Origin of the sequence: Bradyrhizobium sp. Ai1a-2 (assembly GCF_000426245.1) — a bacterium.
Classification (GTDB): domain Bacteria; phylum Pseudomonadota; class Alphaproteobacteria; order Rhizobiales; family Xanthobacteraceae; genus Bradyrhizobium.
Map to the genome: position 1 here is coordinate 220,260 of NZ_AUEZ01000002.1, position 23,140 is coordinate 243,399.

Genomic DNA, 23,140 nt, shown 5'->3' on the forward strand with positions numbered 1-23,140 from the left:
GGTGGAGCGAACGCGTAACCCGGGATACCTGCATCGGCGCTTGCGAGTGGCCCCGGGTTACGCTGACGCTTCACCCGGGCTACGGGGCTGCAACGTGTGCAGACGCCCTGCTACCGCACGGACTTTTCCGGGCGCGGCCTGCCAGATCGCGAATGCGGACAATGCGCTCACGGCAATGCTGATCGCGAACGCCGCCGTGTAGCTGCCGGTGAAATCATACAATAGCCCCGTCGCCCACGGGCCCGCGGCACCGCCCGCGAGCGCGGCCAGCATGATGGTGCCGAAGATGCTGCCGTAGTGCCTGCCCTGGAAGATCTCGACCACGACCGGCCCCATCACCGAGGTCAGGCCGTAACCGAGCGCGCCTTGCGTGAACACCATCAGATAGACCAGCGGCAACGAAGGCGCGTATTTCAGCGCCACCAGGCTCGCAAAGCAGATTGCAAAGCCGACGCAGCTGATCGCCCACACCGCTTCGCGCCCGATCCGGTCGGAGAGATGGCCAAGCCAGATCTGGCCGGGAATGCCGAGCAGGCTGACGACGCCGAGTGACCACACCGCGACATTCGGGCTGAAGCCGATGTCGAGCAGGAATTTCGTCTGATGCACCTGCACCGCGTACCAGATGTAAAGGCCGCAGAAATAGCCGAGCGCGATCCACCAGAAGCGCGCGGTGCGGAGCGCCAGAGACAGCGTCCAGTCGGTGCCGGCCCAGACGGGATCAACGATGTTCGATACTGGTTTCGCCGAAGTGGCGGTCGGCGCAGCGTCGCCGTCGGGCAGCAGCCCGATATCCTCGGGACGTTTTCGCAGCAATAGATTGATCGGTGCGAGCACGACCAGCACGAGGATTCCGATCGCGGTGCAGGCAGTGCGCCAGCCGGTCTGCTCGATCATGTGCTGCACCCACGGCAGCAATGTCACCGAGCCGATGCCGACGCCGGCGAAGGCGATCCCGATCGCCAGTCCGCGGCGGCGGAAGAACCAGTTCGGCAGGAAAAACGATTGGCCGGAATAGCCGAGACAGACGCTGCCCGCGCCAACGAGAACGCCGATGCTGAGATAGAGGTGCCAGGGCTGCGTCGTCAGCGGCGCCAGCAGAAAGCCTGCGCCCATCAGCACGACGCCGAGTTCCATCACCGCGCGCGGTCCGGCGCGATCCATCAAGCGGCCGATCAGCGGACTGGCGACGCCGGAGGCCACGAATCCGAACGAGAACGCACCGGCGGTGACGCCGCGCTCCCAACCGAACTCGCCAAGGATCGGTGGATAGAACAGCGAGAAGGCGGTGCGCGCATTCACGCCGATCGCCATGGTGACGAAGGTCACCGCAATGATGATCCAGCCGTAGAAGAAGGGAAGCCGCATCAAGGGGTCACCAGCGCGTGGCTCTCATGGCCGAAATAGGCGCGCTCCAGCCGCTGCGCCAGATTGCTCTCGTCGGTCGATGCTTCCAGCACGATATTTCCCTGCACCAGCGCGTAGACGCGGTCCGCCGTCGCCAACGCCTTCTCCAGCAATTGCTCGACCAGCAATACCGCGGTGCCCTGCGCGCGCAAGCGGCCGATGACGTTGAGCACCCGATCGACCAGCACCGGCGAGAGGCCGGCCGATGGCTCGTCGAGCATCAACAGCCGCGGGCGTCGCACGAGGCCTTGCGCGACGGTGAGCATCTGCTGTTGTCCGCCCGACAGCGCGCCGCCGCGCTCGTGACGCTTCTCGGCGATCTCGGGGAAATACGCCAGGGCTTCCTCGACGCGCTCTGCACGCTCGGCGCGCGGCACGTCGTAGCCTGCAAGCAGGAGATTGTCGGTGACGGAAATCTGCGTGAACACGCGATGTCCCTCGATCACATGGACCAGGCCGGCACGCGCGGCATCCCGCGGCGTCGCGTTGGTCATGTCGCGGCCGTCGAAGCGCACCTGTCCCGCCGTCACCGGCAGCAATCCGGACAGCGCGCGCAGCATCGTGGTCTTGCCGGCGCCATTCGGCCCGAGCAGCGCCACCACCTCGCCGGCAGCGACCTGGAAATCGATGCCATGAAGCACGCGGATCTTGCCGTAGCCGGACTCCAGCGCGCGCACGGAGAGCAGAGGTTCAGCCGCCGAGGTAAGCACTGACCACCTCCTTGTGAACGCGGATTTCGGCCGGCGTGCCCGCCGCCAGCGTGCGGCCGAGATTGAGCACGGTGACCTGGTGGCAGATGTCGAAAATGAGATCGGCGTGATGCTCCACCAGCAGGACGCCGGTTCCGCGCGCGCTGATCGCCTTGATCAGTGAGGCCAACCGCTCGATCTCGTCATTGGAAAGACCGGCCGCGGGCTCGTCGAGCAGCAGGAAATCGGGATCGAGCATCAAGGCACGCGCGATCTCGATGAAGCGGAGTTCGCTGTGCTGCAGGCGGTCGGCGCGCGCCTCCGCCAGCGTCTCCAGCCCGACGACGCCGAGCAGCGCCCGCGCTTTCGCGGCGAGCATCCGCTCGTCCTCGCGATTGCGCGGAGCCGACAGCATTGCTTCGACGAAGGTCGCCCTGCCCTCCACCGAGCCGCCGATCATCACGTTCTCCAGCACCGAGGCCTCGCCGATCACGCGCGGGGTCTGGAATGTCCGCGCAATGCCGCAAGCTGCGCGCAATGCCGGCTGGCCCGGTGGCAACACGTCCTCGCCCAGCGTCATGGTGCCGGCCTTGGCGGCGTAGTAGCCGGAGATGACGTTGAGGGTGGTGGTCTTGCCGCTGCCGTTCGGGCCGATCAGGCCGTGGATCTGGCCGGCCGTCACGTCGAGGTCGAGCCCGTCGATCGCCTTCACATTGCCGAAGCTCAGCGCGATGTCGCGCAGCTTCAAGTGCTTGCCGCCAGTGCGCCGACGCACGATGTCGGCGAGCGCTGCCGGACGCGGCACGATGGCGCGGTTGCTGGCGAGCGGGCGGCGGTTGCGGAAATCGAGCAGTGCCGCGATGCCGCCGGGCATCACCAGCACGATCACGAGCAGCAGCACGGCGTAGAGGAAGGTCGACCAGGCCGCCAGCGGCGCGGCGATCTCGGGCAGGATGGTCAGGATGATGGTGCCGAGCATAGGCCCCAGGATCGAGCCGCGGCCGCCGATCAGGATCGCGATGAAGAACAGGACCGACAGATCGAAGGTGAAGGCGTCGGGTGTGATGTAGGTCTGCAGCGTCGCGAACAATCCGCCGGCGATCGCGGCCAGCGCGCCGGCGAACAGGAAGATCGCGATCAGCATTTTCGGCTTGGAGATGCCGGTGGCTTCCGCCGCCACCTCGGCGTCACGCACTGCGATCAGCGCGCGGCCGTACCGGCTGCGGGCGACGTTGGCACTCATCCAGGTGGCGACCGCCGCAACCGCGACGCAGAGCCCATAAAAGCCCCACGGCGTATCGAACGGCGCCGGAAATTCCGGACCGGCGATGCCGATGCCGCCGCCGGTGACGCTCTGCCAGGCCAGCGCGATCTGCGTGACGATGGTGGCGAAACCAAGTGTCGACATCGCGAAATAGAAGGTGCGCAGCCGCAGCGCCGGCAATCCGACGATCACGCCGAACAGCGCGCCGACGCAGCCGGCAATCGGCAGCGCCAGGAACACCGGCACAGCAGGCGTGACGTTGCCGGCGACGAGCACGCTCGTCGTGTAAGCACCGAGCGTCAGCAGCGCGACATAGCCTATCGCGAGATGGCCGGCAAAGCCGACCACGAGGTTGAGGCCGGAGACCAGCACCCAGTAGATCGCCATGCGCGTGCCGATCAGCGCCCAATAATCGTTGCTGACGAACGGCAGCAGCAATGCAAGCGCAAGGATGCCGAGGAACGGCGCAATGTGCGGCAAGGCGGCGCGCCAGGCGCCGCTTTCGCCTTGAGCAGAGGTCGCAGTGACAGTGGTCATCACACCCTCCGCGCCGTAGTTCCGCCGAACAAGCCTTGGGGCGCTGCCAGCAGGACCACGATGAACAGGGTGAAGACCGCAACGGACGAGAAGATGCCGCCGACCAGGAAATTGGCGGCCTGCTGGAACAGGCCGAGCGCCAGCCCGCCGAAGATGGCGCCGCGATTGTTGCCGAGGCCTCCGAGCGCGACCGGCACGAACCCGTAGAAATTGAGCAGCGCGCCATTGGCAAAGAACGCCAGCAGGAGCTGGCCACCGGAGAAGCCGGCGATGCCGCCGATCACGCCGGCCAGCGCGTAGCTTGCGACCCGCAGATTACGCTCGGGAAGACCGAGCGCGCGTGCTGCGAAATTATCCTCCGCGATCGCGACAAAGGCGCGGCCGACCAGCGTGCGGCGGTAGAGATATTCGAGCGCCACGATCGTCACCGCACAGGCGACGACCGGCAGCCAGAACTTTTCGTCCCAGATACCGCTGCCGAGCCCGAACACGCGCGGGAATGGTTGCGGCTCGGTGCCCCATTTGATCGCCGCGATCTGCTGGATCATCAAAGCAAGCGCCAGTGTCGAGAGCACGTAAAGATGCTGGTCGAGGCTCTTCAGGACCGGCCGTACCGCGACGAATTCGGTGATGACGCCGACAATCGCGCAGGCGGCCAGCGTCAGCACGAAGCCCACGATGATGGGCATGCCCATCTTGAGCGTGAACATCGAGCCGAGCACGCCGCCCAGCATGGCGAGCTGCCCGGCGGTGAAGCTCATCACCCGCGAGGTCGAGAACATCGTGTTGTAGGTGACGCCGACGAGCGCGTAGATCGCGCCCGCCGCGAGACCGGATGCGAGGATCGAGACGAGCATCGGATGCACCCTCTGCCCGCCGGCCTATGTATAGCCCGGCGCCAGCGCGAACGTCCCGTTCTTGGCGGTGCTGGCCTCCGACATCACGATTTCGTCGGTCGGATAGCCGTTATGCTGCGTCGGCGTGAAGGTGTAGGTGCCGAAATAGCCGGGATATTTCGACAGCGTGTTCCAGTATTTGACTAGGCCCGCGCTTTCGGTCGATCCGCTTTCGGCGACCGCCTTGGCGATCAGCTCGATCGCGTCGATGCCGCCCGCGACCCACCACAACAGCGTGTCGTTGAGCGCGATATTCGCCTTGGCGAGGCGCGCGACCAACTCCTCGCTCTTCGGCGGCAGCTTGCCGGCTGCATCATAACTGCAGCTCTTGTAACCGATCGCGTAGACCTTCTTCCAGTTCTCGGGCTTGTCGACGAGGCCGGCGAGTTCACCCGAGGCAAGCGAGGGATGGCCGACGAACGGCACGTCCCAGCCCATGGCAGCGCGTGTGTTGAACATCCGCGCCTCCATGCCGGTGGTGACGCTCCAGACCACGATGGCCTCGGAGCCCGCGTTCTTGGCGCGGAGCATGTCCGGCGTCATGTCCGGCTGGGTCGCATCGATATTGGCCTGGTAGACGACGTCGGCGCCGTCCTTCTTGAACGCCGCTACCGAGGCGCCGACTGCGGTCACGCCATAGCCCGTGGTGTCGCCGATGACGGCGACCTTCTTCACCTTGAGGACGTTGAGGCAATAATTGCGGACGGCGTCGTCCCACTGGCTGTTCGACGGCGCCATGCGGAAGGCATTCGGATATTTGGTGGTGTCGATCAGGCTTTCGACCACGCAAGGATGAATGTCCGGAATCTTGGCCCGCGCCATGATCGGCGTGGTCGCGAGCGCTTCGCCGGAATTGACCGGCCCCCAGATGGCATGGACCTTGGCCTGGCTGATCAATTCCTGCGTCGCGTTCACCGCCTTGGTCGGGTCGCCCTGTGTGTCGCGCATGACGAGCTCGATCTTGCGGCCCTTGACGCCGCCGGCCGCATTGATGCTGTCCACCGCAAAATTGATGCCGCGGTTGAAACCGACGGTCGGCGCGGAACTTGGTCCGGTGATCGCTGCGAGGCATCCGATCTTGATCGGCTCGGTCTGGGCGATGGCAGGTCTTGGGAATGAAAATGATGCGGCGCCCAAGGCGCCGGCGCTTCCCAACAGCACGTTGCGGCGTGAAATAGCCATGTGATGCTCCCGTTCGTTTCCTTTTTGCGGCGCCCGTCTTCAGAATGCGGGCGTCCGCATGATTTTATTTTCCCGGCTGGCAGCCGAGGCTTGTCGCGGGACTCAAGTTTGAGCCTGACGGCACCGGCTTGTCCAGCGTTTATCCCGTAGAATTGCGGAGACGATTCGCGATCAATACCCGGACACGGGCCTGTGACCGTTCTCTCAGGCTTAGGTGCATGAAACCTCTGGAAACTTGTCGCCGTCCACGTCAATAGGTGGCCACGCCAGATGCCGCCCTCGAAGGTCAGTTGATGCACGATGTCTCGATCCCGGCAGCCCTGATCGCCGGACTAGTCAGTTTCCTGTCGCCCTGCGTGCTGCCGCTGGTGCCGCCCTATCTGGTTTATCTGACCGGCGCGACCATCGAGCATGTCGCCCATGACGAGAGCAAACAGGCGTCCAAGCGCGCCGTCATGATGGCGGCCCTGATGTTCGTGCTCGGCTTCTCAACGGTGTTCGTGGCGCTTGGCGCCAGCGCCTCCCTGGTCGGCGGGCTGGTTCGCGCCTGGTCGGCACAGCTCTCCATCGTCGCCGGCATCGTCATCATCGTGATGGGGCTGCACTTCCTCGGGCTGACCCGGATCGGGATCTTGATGCGCGAGGGCCGGATGAGCATGCCGAAGCCGGTCGGACTGTGGGGCGCCTACGCGATGGGGCTCGCTTTTGCCTTCGGCTGGACGCCCTGCATCGGCCCGATCCTCGCCGCGATCCTTTCGATCGCCGCAGCAGAAGCGACCGTGACCAAGGGCGCCGTGCTGCTTGCGATCTATTCCGCCGGGTTCGGCATCCCCTTCCTGCTCGCGGCATTCGCGGTCAAGCAGTTCTCGTCATTGTTTATGCGGATGAAGCGGCATCTGCGGACGGTCGAGCACGTCATGGGCGTGCTGATGATCATCACCGGCGTCGGCTTCCTGACCGGCGCCGTCACCAATGTCAGCATCTGGCTGCTGGAGACGTTTCCGGCGCTGCAGAATATCGGCTGAGGCCTGGTCGGGCTTGTGCCAGCGCAAAGCAAGGCTGGCCTTTCGCATCACGATGTCGAATAGTGGACGGCCCTGACGCTACCGCTGATCGCACCGAGGACCGATGGCCGAGGACACGCCCGGGACAGCAGGCCGCTCCTGGCCGATCTTCCGCTCGCTGGCCGCGTTCCGGCCGGGCGATTTGCCCGGCGACCTGATCGCAGGCCTGACACTAGCTGCGATCGCGATACCCGAGCAGATGGCGACTGCGCGCCTCGGCGGCTTCACCCCGCAGATCGGTTTTTTCGCCTTCATCGCAGGTTCGCTCGGTTTTGCCATGCTGGGCAGCAACCGCTTTCTGTCGTGCGGCGCCGACTCCACGATCACGCCGATCTTCGCCGGCGGTCTTGCGCTGATGGCCGCCGCCGGCTCTCCGGAGGCTATCGCGCTTGCCGCGGCCCTGGCGCTGATGGTCGGAGCGATCCTGGTCGTCGGAAGCCTGTTTCGCCTCGGCTGGATCGCCAATCTGCTGTCGACCCCGGTCACCGTCGGCTTTCTTGCCGGCATCGCCATCCACATCATGGTTTCGCAACTCCCCGTCGTGCTCGGCGCACCGCCACCGAAAGGGCCGATGCTCGAGCGGATCGCGGAGATTGCGGAGCATCTTCCTGCCGCCAACCCCTACAGCGTCAGCATCGGGCTTCTGGTGCTGGCCTTTGTTGCCGGGTCCGAGGCCATCAGCGCCAGGATTCCCGGCGCACTGATCGCGCTGGTGGCGGCGACCTCCGCGGTGATCTGGGGCGGATTGGAAGCCAAGGGGGTCAGCGTGGTCGGCACCGTACCGGGCACGCTGCCGATGCCATCGTTTCCTGAGATCTCGCCGGAACGATGGGTCAAGCTGCTGCCACTGGCGCTCCTGATCGCCATGGTCGTGATGGTCCAGACCGCAGCGACGACGCGGGCATTTCCATCCGATCCGGACCAGCCCGCCGATGTCGACCGCGATTTTCTCGGCGCCGGGGCCGGCAGCATCCTTGCCGGCCTGTTCAGTGCCTTTCCGGTGGACGCGAGCCCACCGCGAACCGGCATCGTGGCCGAGACCGGCGGACGCACGCAGCTGGCAGGACTGTTCGCCGCATCGATCGTGCTGGCGCTGCTGGCGTTCGGCGCCGCGCTGCTCCATCACGTTCCGGAGGCTGCGCTGGGCGGCGTCCTGCTTTTCGTAGCGTTGCGCATCATTCGCTTCGGGCAGATCGCTGCGATCTTTCGCCAGTCGGTCGGCGAGTTTCTGCTCGTGGTGGCAACGGCAGCTTCGATCATCATCCTGCCGATCGAGCAAGGCGTCGCCGTCGGCATCGCTCTCTCGCTGCTCCATGGCATCTGGAGCACGACGCGGGCGCGGCTCGTCGTGTTCGACCGCGTACCTGATACCACGATCTGGTGGCCGGCCAATCCGAACATCAGAGGCGAGCGCGACCCGAAAGTCGCCGTGGTCGGCCTGCAAGCGCCGCTGTCGTTTCTCAACGCCTCGAGCTTTCGTGCCGACGCGCTGAAGGTCGTCAAGGCGGTCACACCGAAGCCACAGCTGCTGGTGATCGAAGCCAGCGGCATCGTGGAGATCGATTTCACCGCCGCGCAAACGCTGCTCGCGCTATTCCGTGAATGCAGCGAGGAAGGCGTGACCGTCGCAATCGCTCGCCTCGAATCGACCCGCGCCCAACAGGCATTCGAGCGCTTCGGCCTCTATCGCGCGCTACCGAAGAGCCACGTCTTCCATAGCGTCGCCGAGGCCGTTGGCATACTGGCTAGCACTGCGCAACGCGCCTAGTCTACCTCCAAATTTCGGCAAACACCTTCGGCAGTTTTCGTCCGCTACGCCGGCACGATCTTTCCGGGGTTGAAGATGTTCTGCGGATCGAGCGCCTTCTTCAGCGCGCGCATGGCGTCGAGCGCCTCGGGCCCTAGCTCGGCTTCGAGATATTTCTGCTTGCCCTGCCCGATGCCGTGCTCGCCGGTGCAGGTGCCGCCCATCGCCTGCGCCCGCTCGACCAGGCGATGCATGAATTCCTCGCCGCGCGCCATCTCGTCGGCATCGTCGACGTCGCAGAGCAGCGAGCAATGGAAATTGCCGTCGCCGACATGACCGACGATCGGCGAGATCAGATTGAGCCGCTTCAGATCCTCTTCGGTCTCGGTGACGCAATCGGCCAATCGCGAGATCGGCACGCAGACGTCGGTCGCGACCACGCCTGAGCCGGGCCGCAGCGCCTTCACCGACCAATAGGCGTCATGCCGCGCCTGCCAGAGTTTTGTGCGGTCCTCGGGCCTGGTGGTCCAGGTGAAATCGCCACCGCCGCAATCCGCGGCGATTTCCTTGAAGTTCTTCGACTGCTCGGCGACCTCAATCTCGCTGCCGTGGAACTCCAGCAGCAATAGCGGCGTCTCGGGCAGCGACAGCTTCGAGTAGGCGTTGCACGCTTTCACCTGCGCCGCATTCAGCAGCTCGATGCGGGCGACGGGAATGCCGGTCTGGATCGCCAGGATCGTCGCCTGGCAGGCGCCGCGCACGGTCTCGAAAGAGCACGCGGCCGCCGCGATCGTCTCGGGGATGCCGCGTAACCTGATCGTGAGCTCGGAGATGATGCCGAGCGTACCCTCGGCGCCGATGAAGAGATGCGTCAGGTCGTAGCCGGCGGAGGATTTCTTGGCGCGCGTACCCGTGGTGATGATCTCGCCATCGCCGCGCACGACCTTCAGGGCCAGCACGTTCTCCCGCATCGTGCCGTAACGGACCGCGTTGGTGCCGGAGGCGCGCGTCGCGGTCATGCCGCCGAGCGATGCGTCCGCGCCGGGATCGATCGGGAAGAACAGGCCCTGGTCGCGCAGATGCTCGTTGAGCGCCTTGCGCGTGACGCCGGGCTCGATCACGCAGTCGAGGTCCTCGGCATGCACGGCGAGCACCCGGTTCATGTCGCGCAGGTCGATGCAGATGCCACCGGCCGGCGCATTCACCTGGCCCTCCAGCGAGGTGCCGGTGCCGAAGGCGATCACCGGAACGCGATATTTGGCGCAGATCCGCACCACATCCTGAATGTCGGCGGTCTCCTGCGCCATGACCACCGCATCCGGCGGCTGCGGTGGCAGCCAGGTCGTGGTGTGGGCGTGCTGCTCGCGCACCGCCTGCGAGGTGATCAGACGGTTGCCGAAGCGCGCCGCCAGCGCGTCGATCGCGCCCTTCAGGGCCTGCGGCTCCGGACGCGTCAAATTGCTCGAAATCGTAGTCGCCACGTGAAATTTCCTCCCGGCTTCAGCCGACCGTGGCAAACGTTATATAACCGGTCAAGAGAGCTATTCGAACTAGCAGGGATGGAATAATGACGACCTTTAATGCCGCCCAGGACATGAAGCTGCCCTCAGCCCCGTTCCTGTCCTCGGTGATGCAGATCGAGCCGCAATGGATCGACTATAACGGCCACCTCAACATGGCCTATTACAATGTAATGTTCGACCGCGCCATCGACGAGATCTGGCTGCAACTAGGCATCGGCCCCGGCTACAAGAAAGAGCGCCACGGCTCGACCTTTACCGCCGAATGCCATGTACGCTATTTGCGCGAGGTCCATCTCGGCGATCCCGTCCAGGTGACGGTCTACCTGCTCGCCGCCGACGACAAGCGGCTGCACACGTTCGAGGAGCTGCGCCACGCGACCGAAGGCTGGATCTCGGCCACCTCCGAAAACATGTCGCTGCATATCGACATGAACTCGCGCAAGGTCGCCCCGTTTCCATCCGATATCCGCGCCCGCATCAAGGCGATCGCAGATATCCATGCCTTGGTCCCGCGCCCCGAGGGCATCGGCCGTAGCGTGGCGATGCCCTCACGATAAGCGCGGGTGCCTAGACCCTGGAGCGGCCGCGCACCAGGCCGACCACTGCCGAGATCAGGAACAGGATGATGGCGATGAAGAAGATCGCCTTGGCGATTTCGATGGAGACGCCGGCGATGCCGCCGAAGCCCAGAACACCCGCGATCAACGCGATGATCAAAAACGTTACGACCCAGCCTAGCATGGCCAAACCCTCTGCTTTCCGTTTCCACCGGCGCGATTGACCATCGCGCCGAACTTGAGGAAACAATCCGCCCCCAAAACGAAGGTTCCGGGCGGTGGAAGCGCGAAATTTGCCGCTACGTACGGAACAAACCGCGCTTTGGATGCGGCCGGGTCGGGCCTTCACTGCTGCCACTACACCTCCTGATAGTCGGCGGGAGCCACGCGAACAAACCCGCCGGCGCGCAGCGATTCTGCCTCAACCACATCCTTGTCGGGAGCCGTCGGTGATTTCAGCGCGGTCTTCCAGTCGCTCTCGAAGATCTGCGTGAAGTAATCGCAGATGCCCGAATGCGAGAGCCACACGCCGGCCTCGCGATTCTTCGAAACGGCTGAATCCGACCAGTTCTGCGAGCTGACCAGGACGTTCTGGCCATCGACCAGGATCATCTTGTTATGGCAATGCACGAAGCGCGTGGTGTCGATGTAGCGAATGTTCTTGCCTGCCACGAGGCCGAACTCCTGTTTCAGCAGCGCGAGATTCTTCTTCTCGGCGTCCAGGTCCTTCTTGCTGAAGACCTTGCCGAGAACGATGCGGATATCCAGGCGGCCGTTCCGGCCTCGTGCCTCCTTGATCGCCGTCAACAACTCCTGGATATCGGGCTGTTTGCCGCGAATATATTGCTGCTCGATGAGAACAGATTTTTTTGCGACCCGAAGCTTGTCGGGTATGACCTGCATGTAATTGTCCGGGCTGAGGACCGGCTGGACGCTGAGCGACTTGGTCAACTTGAAGGTCTTGCTCGGAAACAGCTTGGTCGGAAGCTTGGTGGGCGCCTTCTCGATCATGAAGGCATTGGCGGCTTCGATGGCTTCCGGCAGCGCCTCCGGCCCGGTCAGCTCCAGATTCATGTCGCTCTCGAGAATGCCGGTGAAGAATTTCGAAAGCTTCCTCGAACGAATGGCAAGACCGGTATCGCGATTGCCGTGCCGGAAATGGGCGGGATCGCCGCCGTCCTTGACGTTGAGGGGGATGCTGTTCTCGCTGTAATTGCCGCTCTGCACGATGCACCACTCGCCGTCGATGACGATCACCTTTTCATGGGACGAGCTGAAATAGTGCACGCGGTGACTGGCGCATGACGGCGCCGGCACGCCATCCACTCCGGAATCGCTCAGTGAATCGAACAGCTCCTGCTCGTCCTTGCTGTCGATATCGAGCATGAGTTTGACTTTGACGCCTCGCTTGAGCGCGTCCAGGACGAGCTCCTTGATATATTCCGCGGAGAAATCGTAGATGCCGATCAGAATCGACTTTTTCGCATCGTCGAACAGCTTCTTGGTCACCGCGTAGGTCGAATCCGGCGAGCAATAGGTGATGATCTCCTGATCGACATCGACCGCAGGAACCTTGACCTTTTCGTACTCCTCGAGCCTGCAGTTGCGCGGAACCATCTCCGGCAGGAAAGGCTCGGTCCGGACCGGCTCCACATGAGTTCCGACCGGACGGACGCTCTCGGGCTCGGCAAGAAACGGTCCCCGATGCTTGAGCATCGATTGGCGCAAAACGAGGCTCGGCATATCAACCCCCAGTGCTGGCGAGAATCATTCCGGTTTGAAGGGCTCGCTCTTGATAGCGACGAGCGGCACCTGGACGTCTCCCCGCGCGGTCGCGACGGTGAGCGCCGAAGGCAACGTCACATTGGTTTCGGGGGCGACGTGAGCGACAACGACCCACCCGCTCCTGCCATGATTCTTCCCCGCTTCCACGCCGATGGCATGGACGCCACATTCCAGGAGCTTGCGGCTGTTCAGCTCGCGCGCTCTGTTGGCCTGTTCCTCGTTCGCCATTGTCAACCCGCATGGCCGGTGCGCGCCTCATTTCTGCACGAAGCGGAACTTGAGCGCCTTGATGACCTCTGCGATCGGATTGAAGATACTCGCAGTGCTGGACCCGGCAAAGTGCAGCCCGACGATCTTTTTACTGCCCTTGTCGACGATGATTGCGCCGGAATCTCCGGGCTTCGAGTAATGCGTGCACTTGACCTGGTCCAGGAACCCGATCTTGCCGACACCCGGGTAAGGGAGAATGATCCGGAAATGAACGTCCTGGACTTCGCCCTCGGTGTCGCCAGAGGTCCGTCCGCGCGTGACGATCTTCATTCCCCGAACCGGCTTGCTCGTGGCGAATGGGGTGGCCGCCCCTCGTATCGAAAAATCGATGTTGTCGAGGAAATCCTCATCGATCTCGGCGAGCGCCGCATCGACCCGGTTGAGAAAGTCGTCGCCAGCCTGGAACTTGAGGATATTCGACAGCTCTGCGACGACCTGGTCCCTGCCGCTGTTGTCGGATTCTCCGGGAAAGACAATCTTGTCGCCGACCTTTCCCAACCCGCTCTTGGCGAGCACATGGGAATTGCTCAGCACGTACAGCTTTTTTCCCTTCCTTACGATCGCCCCGAGGGTTCCCGTATCGGTCAAATTTCCGATGCTGTAGCCGCTGAGCAGCGGCGATTTCTGCTTGTTGACCTGGGGACGGACCTTTCCGATCGCCTGGACGTCGGTGAATACAGCCTTCCGATCCGCGCTGAGAACCGGCGGGATCAGCTTGTGGCCCTTCATCCTGCTCCGGGCGAGCTTCTTTTCGACGTAGAAGCAGACACTGAGTTCGCCCGTGTTCTTGTTCTCGGTTATCTTTTGCGCGATACCGATGCCGACGATGTTCGGGTCTTCGAAGATGGACCGCACGCGCCGAACCTGCGTCGCTGCAACCAGGCCCAGGGATTCGGGCCGGGCAGCCTTCTCGCCGGTGACCAGTTCGAGCGCATCGAGCAGCTCTTTCGGAGTATCGCTCTTTGCCATCCCGCCCTCCCAGAGAAACGGCTCTCCTCGCAAACAATTTAGAGTTGAACATCGCCTCTTGGCAAGGCCGCCCGATCGGAAAGCTCGTGAATCAACGCTGGCACGCCCGGGCTCACGGCACGCCGAAACGGCCTTTTATTGGTCATGCCGCTCTCGTAAATCGGCGGCGTAAGTGCCATCTTATCAGGCTGAGAATCAAGGACTTCGTTATTGACTGATCTGCGCAAGCCCCTGCCACACGCCCCTGCTCCGGCGGCCTCGCCAGTGCCCGGCGGCATCGCCGCGCGCGCCCGCGCTGCCGCTGGCCCGCAATATCTCGCAGGGCTCAATCCCGAGCAGCGCGAGGCGGTGGAGACGCTGGATGGCCCGGTGCTGGTTCTTGCCGGCGCCGGCACCGGCAAGACGCGGGTGCTCACCACCCGTATCGCTCACATCCTGAGCCAGGGCCGCGCGCGGCCGCACGAGATCCTGTCGGTGACCTTCACCAACAAGGCGGCGCGCGAGATGAAGCTGCGGCTTGGCCAGATGCTGGGCCAGGCGGTCGAGGGCATGCCGTGGCTCGGCACCTTCCACTCGATCGCCGGCCGCATCCTGCGCATCCATGCCGAGCTGGTGCAGCTCAAATCCAATTTCACCGTGCTCGACGTCGACGATCAGGTGCGGCTGTTGAAGCAACTGCTGCAGGCGGAGAACATCGATGACAAGCGCTGGCCGGCGCGGATGCTGGCCGGGCTGATCGACACCTGGAAGAACCGCGGCCTGACGCCGTCGCAGGTGCCGGCCGGCGAAGCGGCGAGCTTTGCCAACGGCAAGGGCGGCAAGCTCTATGCGAGCTATCAGGAACGGCTGAAGATCCTCAACGCCGCCGATTTCGGCGATCTCCTGCTCGAGAACATCCGCCTGTTCCGCGAGAACCCTGACGTGCTCAGGCAATACCAGAACCGCTTCAAGTTCATCCTGGTCGACGAATATCAGGATACGAACGTCGCGCAGTATCTCTGGCTGCGGCTGCTGTCGCAGGCGCCGTCGCCCAAGTCGGCGCCTCTCTCCACCGTCATTCCGGGGCGCATCGAAGATGCGGACCCGGAATCTGGAAATGAAGAGGACTCATCTCGAGAGTCCGTGTCTGCGCTTTCAGCGCATCCCGGAATGACGGATGTCCCCTCTCCTGCACCCACTTCCCCACCCAAGAACATCTGCTGCGTTGGTGACGACGACCAGTCGATCTACGGCTGGCGCGGTGCCGAGGTCGACAACATCCTGCGCTTCGAGCACGATTTTCCCGGCGCGAAAGTCATTCGCCTCGAGCGCAACTATCGCTCGACCGGTCATATCCTCGCCGCCGCCTCGCATCTGATCGCGCACAATGAAGGCCGGCTCGGCAAGACCTTGCGCACCGAGGACGAGGACGGCGAGAAGGTCACTGTCACCGGTTCCTGGGATTCGGAAGAGGAAGCGCGCGGGATCGGCGAGGAAATCGAGGACCTGCAGCGCGCCGGCGAGAACTTGAACGAGATCGCGATCCTGGTGCGCGCCTCGTTCCAGATGCGCGAGTTCGAAGACCGCTTCGTGACGCTCGGCCTGCCCTATCGCGTGATCGGCGGCCCGCGCTTCTATGAGCGCGCCGAAATCCGCGACGCGCTGGCCTACCTGCGCACGATCAATTCGCCGGCCGACGATCTCGCGTTCGAGCGCATCATCAATGTGCCGAAGCGCGGGCTCGGCGATGCCACCGTGCAGCTGTTGCACGACCACGCCCGCAAGCGCCGCATTCCCCTGTTCGAGGCGGCGCGCGCGGTGGCAGAGACTGACGAGTTGAAGCCGAAGGCGCGCGGGAGCTTACGCGATCTCGTGAAGCAATTCGACCGCTGGCGGGCACAGAGCGAGGTGACCGCGCACACCGAATTGGCCGAGATCGTGCTCGACGAGAGCGGCTACACCGAGATGTGGCAGAAGGACCGCTCGGCGGACGCCGCCGGCAGGCTCGACAACCTCAAAGAGCTCATTCGCTCGATGGAGGAGTTCGAGAACCTGCAAGGCTTCCTCGAGCACATCTCGCTGGTGATGGACCGCGACGGCGAAGCCGGCGACGAAGCGGTGTCGCTGATGACCCTGCATTCCGCCAAGGGGCTGGAGTTCGACAACGTCTTCCTGCCCGGCTGGGAGGAAGGCCTTTTTCCAAGCCAGCGCACGCTCGACGAGCAGGGCCGTGCGGGACTGGAGGAAGAGCGCCGTCTCGCCCATGTCGGGCTGACCCGCGCTCGGCGCCGTGCGAAGATCTATTTCGCCACCAACCGCCGGATCCACGGCACCTGGTCGACCACGATCCCCTCGCGTTTCCTCGACGAATTGCCGGCGCATAATGTCGAGATCACGGAATCCAAGGGTGGCTCCGGCTGGGGCGGCGCCGGCGGCTACGGCCCCTCGCGCTTCGACAATGTCGAAGCCTTCGGCTCGAGCTACTCGACACCCGGCTGGCAGCGCGCCCAGGCCAACCGCGCCCGCAACCAGAACCGCGGCGGCTCACGTGGCGGATTCGACGAGGAGCAATCGCCCTTCGGCGGTTTCGGCCGCAACAAACGCGGCCCGATGGTGATCGAGGGCGAACTGGTGGCGAAATCCACCGGGACCGTTTCGGAATTCGCGCTCGATGACCGCGTGTTCCACCAGAAATTCGGCTACGGCCATGTGGTGAAGATCGACGGCAACAAGCTCACCATCGCCTTCGAGAAGGCCGGTGAGAAAAAGGTGGTCGATAGTTTCGTGGAGCGGGCCTAGCGGATTGCGGAACGCGCCGGGCGTTCCTATGTAGGGCCGGCCCTCCTCCCTGCGCGGCCGAGCGCTGCGTCATCTCTTGCCACACTTCCAGATCACTCACCGTCAGCCATGTCGCCGATCATTTCCGTCACCAATCTTTCGAAGGTCTATGGCTCCGGCTTCAGGGCGCTCAACAATATCAATCTCGATATCCGGCGCGGCGAGATTTTTGCGCTGCTCGGACCAAATGGCGCTGGCAAGACGACGCTGATCAGCATCATCTGCGGCATCGCCAATCCGAGTGAAGGCAGCGTCTCGGTCAACGGCCATGACATCATCAGGTCCTACCGCCCCGCACGCGCGATGATCGGCCTAGTGCCGCAGGAACTGCACACCGATTCCTTTGAGACGGTATGGGCGACCGTGAGCTTCAGCCGCGGCCTGTTCGGCAAGCCGAAGAACCCTGCTCATATCGAGAAGGTGCTCAAGGATCTCTCGCTGTGGGAAAAGAAGGATTCCAAGATCATCACGCTGTCTGGCGGCATGAAGCGGCGTGTGATGATCGCGAAAGCGCTGTCGCACGAGCCGCAGATACTGTTCCTGGATGAGCCAACCGCCGGCGTCGATGTCGAACTGCGCAAGGGCATGTGGGAGGTGGTGCGGACGCTGCGGGATGCCGGCGTCACCATCATCCTGACCACCCATTACATCGAAGAAGCCGAGGAGATGGCCGACCGCATCGGCGTCATCAACAAGGGCGAGATCATCCTGGTCGAGGACAAGGCCAAGCTGATGTCGAAACTCGGCAGGAAGCAGCTCAAGCTGCACCTGGCGCACAAGATCGATGCCATTCCGCCGGCGCTCGCGCCCTATCATCTCGTGCTGTCCGAAAGCGGCACCGAACTGATCTATGATTACGACACTGCGGGCGAACGCACCGGGATCACCAGCCTGCTCGGCGATCTCCGCAACGCCGGGATCCGTTTCTCCGACCTCGAGACCAGCCAGTCTTCGCTCGAAGACATCTTCGTGAGCCTGGTGAGGACACCATGAATTATCGGGCGATCCGCGCAATCTATTTGTTCGAAATGGCGCGCACCTGGCGCACGCTGTTGCAGAGCATCGTCTCGCCGGTGGTGTCGACCTCGCTCTATTTCGTGGTGTTCGGCGCAGCGATCGGCTCGCGCATCACGGAGGTCGAGGGCGTCAGCTACGGCACCTTCATTGTGCCTGGTCTCGTGATGCTGTCGGTGCTGACGCAGAGCATCGCCAACGCATCCTTCGGCATCTATTTCCCGAAATTCGTCGGCACGATCTACGAAATCCTCTCCGCGCCAATCTCCTATTTCGAGATCATCGTCGGCTATGTCGGGGCGGCCGCGACCAAATCGATCATCCTGGGGCTCATCATCCTGGCAACGGCCGGCTTGTTCGTGCCGCTGCACATCAATCACCCGATCTGGATGCTCACCTTCCTGGTGCTGACCGCCGTCACCTTCAGCCTGTTCGGCTTCATCATCGGCATCTGGGCCGATGGCTTCGAGAAGCTGCAGATGATTCCGATGCTGGTGGTGACGCCGCTGACGTTCCTGGGCGGCAGCTTCTATTCCGTGAACATGCTGCCCCCGGCCTGGCACACCATCGCCCTGCTCAACCCGGTGGTCTACCTGATCTCGGGCTTCCGCTGGAGTTTCTCCGAGATCGCCGACGTCAGCGTCGGCTTGAGCCTCGGCATGACGCTAGGCTTCCTCACCATCTGCATGGCGACCGTCTGGTGGATCTTCCGGACAGGCTACCGGCTCAAGAACTGATCGCCGCGAGCCCGCAGCCCGTGATCAGCGATAGCAGCGGAAATGACCCGAGCGGGTGTAGTAGCCGCGGCAGCGATGGCCACGGTGCCAGCCCCGATTGGGAATGCCGAGCACGCCATTGACCGCACCCACGGCGCCGCCGACGCCGGCGCCGATGGCACCACCAACCGCACCGCCCACCGGACCGGCGACCCGATTGCCCTCGTAGGCCCCCTGCTGGGCGCCGCGAACGATGCCCTGGGCATGTCCCAGATGAGGCATCGCAAGCAATGCGAGGATGATGGCGGCAGCCACAAACAAAAGCCGCGCCGGCGTCACATCAGGCAGCGCCAGCGTCTTGATCTTGGTCTTCTTCATCACAATTCCCAAAAATGCACGGCAAATTGCACCGTCAGGCGGGAGTGTGAAACGCCCTTGCGGCCAAATGGTTGCGCGTCTGTGACGAATTCGAGTCGTCGCTCACAACTCGCGAAAAAGTCAGCAGGCCGGCCTGCATCGCTCGCTATATTGACGACGCATAGCCGGGCTACTGGAACCCAAGCCGGATTCAGGGCATATTGGTTGCCGGGGACGGAGAACCGCGGCGCTGCAAACTCAGGCCTGGAGGGCCAAAGTAAGATGCGTACGTTCCTCGTTGCTTTCACCGCCCTGACGCTAGCGTTCGCTGGCGCCGCACAGGCCAAAGTCGCCATCACCGTCGACAAGGACAACCAGCAGATGACCGTCGCGGTCGACGGCGTCGAGCGGTATCACTGGCCGGTCTCGACCGGCATCCCCTCCTATGAGACGCCGAGCGGCAGCTTCCGCACCTTCCGTATGGAGGAAGACCACTACTCCAAGGAATTCGACGACGCGCCGATGCCGCATTCGATCTTCTTCACCAAGATCGGGCATGCGATCCATGGCACCGACTCAGTCAATCGCCTCGGCAGCCCCGCTTCCCATGGCTGCGTGCGATTGTCGCGCGAACATGCGGCCACGCTTTACGCGCTGGTGCAGGATCAAGGCGTGCTCAACACCACCGTGACGCTGACCGGCTCCTCGCAGGTGGCGCTCGCGCGCAATCCGAGGCGCGGCAACACCGCAGTCGCCCGCCGCGCGCCGCAGCAGTACGACCAGCAATATGACGCTGCCACCGCAGGCGATCCTGTGATGCTCACGCCGCAACAGCAGCAGCAATTGCCGCAAGCCCGCGCCGACGACGGCTACATCTATCCGGCCGACGGCAGTTCCACCGCGCAGATGTATCCGGCGCCTCGCAGCCGCCGCGTCTACGATACGCAGACCTACTATCGGCAACCACAACAGCCGCAGCAGCCGCAACAATATTCCGACCGCTACGTGCCAGCGCCGCAGGGCTATTACTACCAGCAACGCCAGCGCGGGTTCTTCACGTCGCAATATTGACGAGCGCAGAGTCGGTCGACATCTAGAGCGGGCGGCTTCTCCATCCCGCTCTAGACACTGGATTGACGCGTTTTCTTCACGCGAACCGGCATCTACATCGCTCGAAAACACTCTGGTTTTTGCCTGCGCACGATCTTTGCGCAAACTCCTGCCATTCCCTCAATGTCCGCTCGACGCCAGCGCCATCCTGCACGCCGGATCGTGCATGATCGTCATCAACACGCCTGCGTGAGCCTAAATTGACAATGCCCGCTGTGTCCGTATTGTGTCTGATCGTTTCTCTGGATTTCCCATGACACAGGAAGAAATAGCCGGTTTTTGCGTCGCTTCGCTCGCGAAAGTGCTGCGGGTCGCCAAGGACCGGATCAAGACCGATACGAAATTCAACCGACTCGGGCTCGATTCGGCGATGGTTGTCTATGTCATGATGGAACTTGAGGAGAAGCTCGACCTCGAGCTTTCGACTGACGACTTCTACGACTATCCCACGGTCGACGCGCTGTCGCGTTACCTCGCTGAAAAGCTTGCGGCCCGCTCCGCTGCCTGATCCCTATCGTCGCCGGATGTCATTGGCTAACATGGAGACGTTTTCCTCGCTGGTGGCGCTGCTGGCAAAGCGCGCGGAAACGCAGCCCGATGCGCGCGCCTACGTCTTCCTCTCCGATCGCGGCACGGAGGAAGCGGCCCTCACCTTTCGCGAATTGCATGATGCCGCCCGCGCGCTGGCGGCACGGCTTGGCGAAGTCACCCGGCCTGGCGATCGCGCGATGCTGGTGTTTCCGCCCGGGCTCGAATTCGTCGTCGCCTTCTTCGGCTGCCTGATCGCGCGCGTGATCGCCGTGCCGATGATGATGCCGCGGCGGCAGAGCGCTCGCGACTCCAGCGCCGCGATCATGGCCAATTGCGAACCTGCGATCGCGCTCACCAGTTCCGCCTTCGCTATCCGCGGCGATCTGCAGGAGCGGTTTTCGCGCGAAGGCCTGCAATGGCTGGCCGTTGATCTCGATACGACGCCAGCGCAGCCCGCGGCCGATCTGCCGCTTCCCGCCCGAGACGATATCGCCTTCCTGCAATACACCTCGGGTTCGACGTCCGAGCCCAAGGGCGTCGCCGTGAGCCACGGCAACCTGCTCGCCAATCTCGAGATGATCCGCATCTCGCTCGGCAATACCGAGCAGTCGACCTATGTCAATTGGGTGCCGCTCTATCACGACATGGGGCTGATCCTGAATACGCTGGAGGCGCTCTATATCGGTGCGCTCTGCGTGCTGATGGCGCCGAACGCCTTCACCCAGCGCCCGCTCAACTGGCTGCGCGCGATCAGCGACTACCGCGCCGAGGTCGCCTGCTGCCCGAATTTCGGCTACGACCTCTGCGTCAGCCGCTATCGCGCCGACCAGATGCAGGACGTCGATCTCTGCTCCTGGAAGATCGCGCTCAACGGCGCCGAACCGGTGCATGCCGAGACGATCAAGCAATTCATCGAGACCTTCTCCGCACACGGCTTCGATCCCCGCGCGGCGTTCCCGGCCTATGGCATGGCGGAAGCGACGCTGCTGATTTCAGGGGGCGGCCGCGGCGCCGGCCATGTGACGCGCGATATCGGCCGCGCAGCGCTGCAGGCGCATCGGGTCGAAGCGCCGGCTGATGCGGCGGACAGCCAGACGCTGGTCGGCTGCGGCCGCGCGCTTGAAGGCGAGCGGATCGCGATCATCGATCCCGACACCTGCGCGCGCCTGCCCGTCGACCAGGTCGGCGAGGTCTGGGTCAACGGAGCCAATGTCGCGGGCGCCTATTGGAAGAATCCGGAAGCGACCAAGACCGGCTTGCACGCGCGCATCGCGGGCGATGACGACGGCGCGAGCTGGCTGCGCACCGGCGACCTCGGCTTTCTGGATCAGACAGGCGAACTCTTCATCACGGGGCGAATCAAGGACCTCATCATCGTCCGCGGCATCAACCACTATCCGCAGGATATCGAGCGGACAGTGCAATCGGCACACACCGCTCTGCGCGCCAATTGCGGCGCGGCGTTCTCGGTCGGCGACGAGCATGGCGACGAACTACTGGTCGTCGTGCAGGAGGTCGAGCGCACCGAGCGCAACCGCATCGACGGCACCGAGATGAAGGGCCTGATCCGCGAGCACGTCACCGACCAGCACGAATTGTTCACGCGCCATATCGTGCTGATCCGGCCGGGCACGCTTCCGAAGACCACCAGCGGCAAGATCCAGCGCAGCCTGGCGCGGCGGCTGTGGTCCGAAGGCCGGTTCGAGGATCTCGCCGCCGACGCGGATTGATCAGAAATCGATCTTCGCCGCCTCGCCATCGCGGATGCTGGCGGCGACGCCCTCTTGTATCTTGCTTGCGATGCTCGGGCGGTAGTGGATGAAATCCGCAAAATTCGCGCGGTCGCGGGTCAGCGCATTGTCGATGCGATAGTTGATGAAATTGCTGTTCGGCCGGCCGGCCACGACGCGCTTTAAGGCTGCGTCGCACGCCGCACGGTCCGCTGCGGCGGGCGTGCCCGGCTGCGCCATCTTGCTTTGCAGGGTCGGCGGCACGACGATCACGACGCTGGTTTCGGGCGAGAGTTTCTTGACGACCGCGTCGAGCCGCGCGACCTCGGGAAGCGTCCCGCGCTCCGCGACGGTCGCGGCAGGCGGCGGATCGCGCGGCGCATTAGTCTCGCGAAACGTGCCGGGCAGCCAGATATCCTCGTAGCTGAAGAAGCCGGAGGGATCCCGGCGGTGGTGCCAGCCGAGACCGATCGATATCCGCTGGAAGGCGTGCTCGATCGCCGGCCATGACAGCAAGCGAGCCGCATAGGTGATCCGGTTCTGGTCATAGAGCCAATCCGGGAATGCGCCCGGCGGCGACTGCGCCGGAACGTGAGCGCACCAATAGGGATCGACGACGAAGACCAGTGCTCCCACGCGCGAATGATTGCGCAGGAACAAATCCAGCGCCGTGAGCTGCTCCTGCGGATTGGCGCCGGTCAGATAGAGCTGCACGAAGCGCAGCCCGGTCGCCTCGGACAACTCGGCCGGCTGCAGCATCTGCGCGGTCGAATTGCCAATGATGGCGGAATCGAAATTTGGATCGCGCGCGCGGCTCGGCGTTGCCGTGAAGGTATTGTGGTCGTCGACGCCTCTGATCCCGAGCAGGCCGAACTTGCCGGTGTCATAGGGATCGACCAGGATCATCAGCGCGTAGACCAGCACGAGACCGATCACGAGCGTCCTGACGCAGTTGGCCAAGCAACGCCCCCATTC

General features: G+C 63.7%; 21 protein-coding genes. 9 read left to right on the forward strand and 12 right to left on the reverse strand.

The features are described 5' to 3' along the window. Positions 1–57 precede the first annotated feature (57 nt). The 5 genes from K288_RS0102495 to K288_RS0102515 are packed head-to-tail and all read right to left on the reverse strand — an operon-like array spanning position 58 to position 5,975. Positions 58–1,368 (reverse strand): MFS transporter, encoded by a 1,311-nt coding sequence (locus K288_RS0102495; RefSeq protein WP_027578157.1) that lies wholly within the window; start codon positions 1,366–1,368, stop codon positions 58–60. After that, the gene (locus K288_RS0102500) at positions 1,368–2,117 is read right to left on the reverse strand and encodes an ABC transporter ATP-binding protein (protein ID WP_027578158.1); all 750 of its coding nucleotides are present in this window, start codon (positions 2,115–2,117) and stop codon (positions 1,368–1,370) included. The genes K288_RS0102495 and K288_RS0102500 overlap by 1 nt, the downstream gene beginning before the upstream one ends. Next, the gene (locus tag K288_RS0102505; RefSeq protein WP_027578159.1) at positions 2,098–3,897 is read right to left on the reverse strand and encodes a branched-chain amino acid ABC transporter ATP-binding protein/permease; all 1,800 of its coding nucleotides are present in this window, start codon (positions 3,895–3,897) and stop codon (positions 2,098–2,100) included. Before K288_RS0102505 ends, K288_RS0102500 begins: the two co-directional genes overlap by 20 nt. Then, positions 3,897–4,754: a branched-chain amino acid ABC transporter permease gene (locus K288_RS0102510; protein WP_043159219.1), complete on the reverse strand. Its 858-nt coding sequence runs from the start codon at positions 4,752–4,754 to the stop codon at positions 3,897–3,899. The genes K288_RS0102505 and K288_RS0102510 overlap by 1 nt, the downstream gene beginning before the upstream one ends. Before the next feature lie 24 nt (positions 4,755–4,778). Then, positions 4,779–5,975 carry an ABC transporter substrate-binding protein gene (locus K288_RS0102515; protein WP_244443039.1) on the reverse strand — a complete coding sequence of 399 codons (1,197 nt, stop codon included), beginning with the start codon at positions 5,973–5,975 and terminating at the stop codon, positions 4,779–4,781. Positions 5,976–6,268: 293 nt separating this feature from the next. Between K288_RS0102515 and K288_RS0102520 the strand changes: the two genes are divergently transcribed. Together K288_RS0102520 and K288_RS0102525 are read left to right on the forward strand one after the other, a co-directional pair. Continuing rightward, positions 6,269–7,000 carry a cytochrome c biogenesis CcdA family protein gene (locus K288_RS0102520; protein WP_152535356.1) on the forward strand — a complete coding sequence of 244 codons (732 nt, stop codon included), beginning with the start codon at positions 6,269–6,271 and terminating at the stop codon, positions 6,998–7,000. 103 nt (positions 7,001–7,103) lie between these two features. Continuing rightward, the gene (locus K288_RS0102525) at positions 7,104–8,807 is read left to right on the forward strand and encodes a SulP family inorganic anion transporter (RefSeq protein ID WP_027578163.1); all 1,704 of its coding nucleotides are present in this window, start codon (positions 7,104–7,106) and stop codon (positions 8,805–8,807) included. Between the two features lie 44 nt (positions 8,808–8,851). On the opposite strand, the gene K288_RS0102530 is transcribed toward K288_RS0102525, so the two are convergent. After that, positions 8,852–10,267, reverse strand: a complete 1,416-nt coding sequence (locus K288_RS0102530) for an FAD-linked oxidase C-terminal domain-containing protein (protein ID WP_027578164.1) — start codon at positions 10,265–10,267, stop codon at positions 8,852–8,854. A gap of 113 nt (positions 10,268–10,380) precedes the next feature. Between K288_RS0102530 and K288_RS0102535 the strand changes: the two genes are divergently transcribed. After that, complete coding sequence (locus K288_RS0102535; protein WP_027578165.1) at positions 10,381–10,866, forward strand: thioesterase family protein; 486 nt, start codon at positions 10,381–10,383, stop codon at positions 10,864–10,866. A gap of 10 nt (positions 10,867–10,876) precedes the next feature. Here the strand turns inward: K288_RS0102535 and K288_RS50325 are convergent, their stop codons facing one another. The 4 genes from K288_RS50325 to K288_RS0102555 form a co-directional block, all read right to left on the reverse strand. Beyond that, positions 10,877–11,050 (reverse strand): DUF1328 domain-containing protein, encoded by a 174-nt coding sequence (locus K288_RS50325; protein ID WP_027578166.1) that lies wholly within the window; start codon positions 11,048–11,050, stop codon positions 10,877–10,879. A 173-nt stretch (positions 11,051–11,223) separates the two neighbouring features. Next, positions 11,224–12,609, reverse strand: coding sequence for a phospholipase D-like domain-containing protein (locus tag K288_RS0102545; RefSeq protein ID WP_244443040.1), 1,386 nt, complete (start codon positions 12,607–12,609; stop codon positions 11,224–11,226). A gap of 24 nt (positions 12,610–12,633) precedes the next feature. Beyond that, positions 12,634–12,879, reverse strand: coding sequence for a hypothetical protein (locus K288_RS0102550; RefSeq protein ID WP_027578168.1), 246 nt, complete (start codon positions 12,877–12,879; stop codon positions 12,634–12,636). A gap of 27 nt (positions 12,880–12,906) precedes the next feature. After that, the gene (locus K288_RS0102555; protein ID WP_027578169.1) at positions 12,907–13,890 is read right to left on the reverse strand and encodes a hypothetical protein; all 984 of its coding nucleotides are present in this window, start codon (positions 13,888–13,890) and stop codon (positions 12,907–12,909) included. 219 nt (positions 13,891–14,109) lie between these two features. Between K288_RS0102555 and K288_RS0102560 the strand changes: the two genes are divergently transcribed. The 3 genes from K288_RS0102560 (at position 14,110) to K288_RS0102570 (ending at position 18,458) form a co-directional block, all read left to right on the forward strand. Further along, complete coding sequence (locus tag K288_RS0102560) at positions 14,110–16,668, forward strand: UvrD-helicase domain-containing protein (RefSeq protein ID WP_027578170.1); 2,559 nt, start codon at positions 14,110–14,112, stop codon at positions 16,666–16,668. A gap of 108 nt (positions 16,669–16,776) precedes the next feature. Then, positions 16,777–17,700, forward strand: coding sequence for an ABC transporter ATP-binding protein (locus K288_RS0102565; protein ID WP_027578171.1), 924 nt, complete (start codon positions 16,777–16,779; stop codon positions 17,698–17,700). Next, entirely contained in the window at positions 17,697–18,458 is a 762-nt protein-coding gene (locus tag K288_RS0102570) for an ABC transporter permease (RefSeq protein WP_027578172.1), read from the forward strand. The genes K288_RS0102565 and K288_RS0102570 overlap by 4 nt, the downstream gene beginning before the upstream one ends. Before the next feature lie 24 nt (positions 18,459–18,482). Here the strand turns inward: K288_RS0102570 and K288_RS0102575 are convergent, their stop codons facing one another. Then, complete coding sequence (locus tag K288_RS0102575) at positions 18,483–18,815, reverse strand: hypothetical protein (RefSeq protein WP_027578173.1); 333 nt, start codon at positions 18,813–18,815, stop codon at positions 18,483–18,485. A 261-nt stretch (positions 18,816–19,076) separates the two neighbouring features. On the opposite strand from K288_RS0102575, the gene K288_RS0102580 reads away from it, so the two are divergent. From K288_RS0102580 to K288_RS0102590, 3 genes are all read left to right on the forward strand, one after another. After that, complete coding sequence (locus K288_RS0102580) at positions 19,077–19,865, forward strand: L,D-transpeptidase (protein ID WP_027578174.1); 789 nt, start codon at positions 19,077–19,079, stop codon at positions 19,863–19,865. 292 nt (positions 19,866–20,157) lie between these two features. After that, positions 20,158–20,412: an acyl carrier protein gene (locus K288_RS0102585; RefSeq protein ID WP_027578175.1), complete on the forward strand. Its 255-nt coding sequence runs from the start codon at positions 20,158–20,160 to the stop codon at positions 20,410–20,412. 31 nt (positions 20,413–20,443) lie between these two features. Next, positions 20,444–22,165, forward strand: coding sequence for a fatty acyl-AMP ligase (locus K288_RS0102590; protein WP_027578176.1), 1,722 nt, complete (start codon positions 20,444–20,446; stop codon positions 22,163–22,165). On the opposite strand, the gene K288_RS0102595 is transcribed toward K288_RS0102590, so the two are convergent. Further along, complete coding sequence (locus K288_RS0102595) at positions 22,166–23,125, reverse strand: hypothetical protein (RefSeq protein ID WP_152535352.1); 960 nt, start codon at positions 23,123–23,125, stop codon at positions 22,166–22,168. Positions 23,126–23,140: the final 15 nt, after the last annotated feature.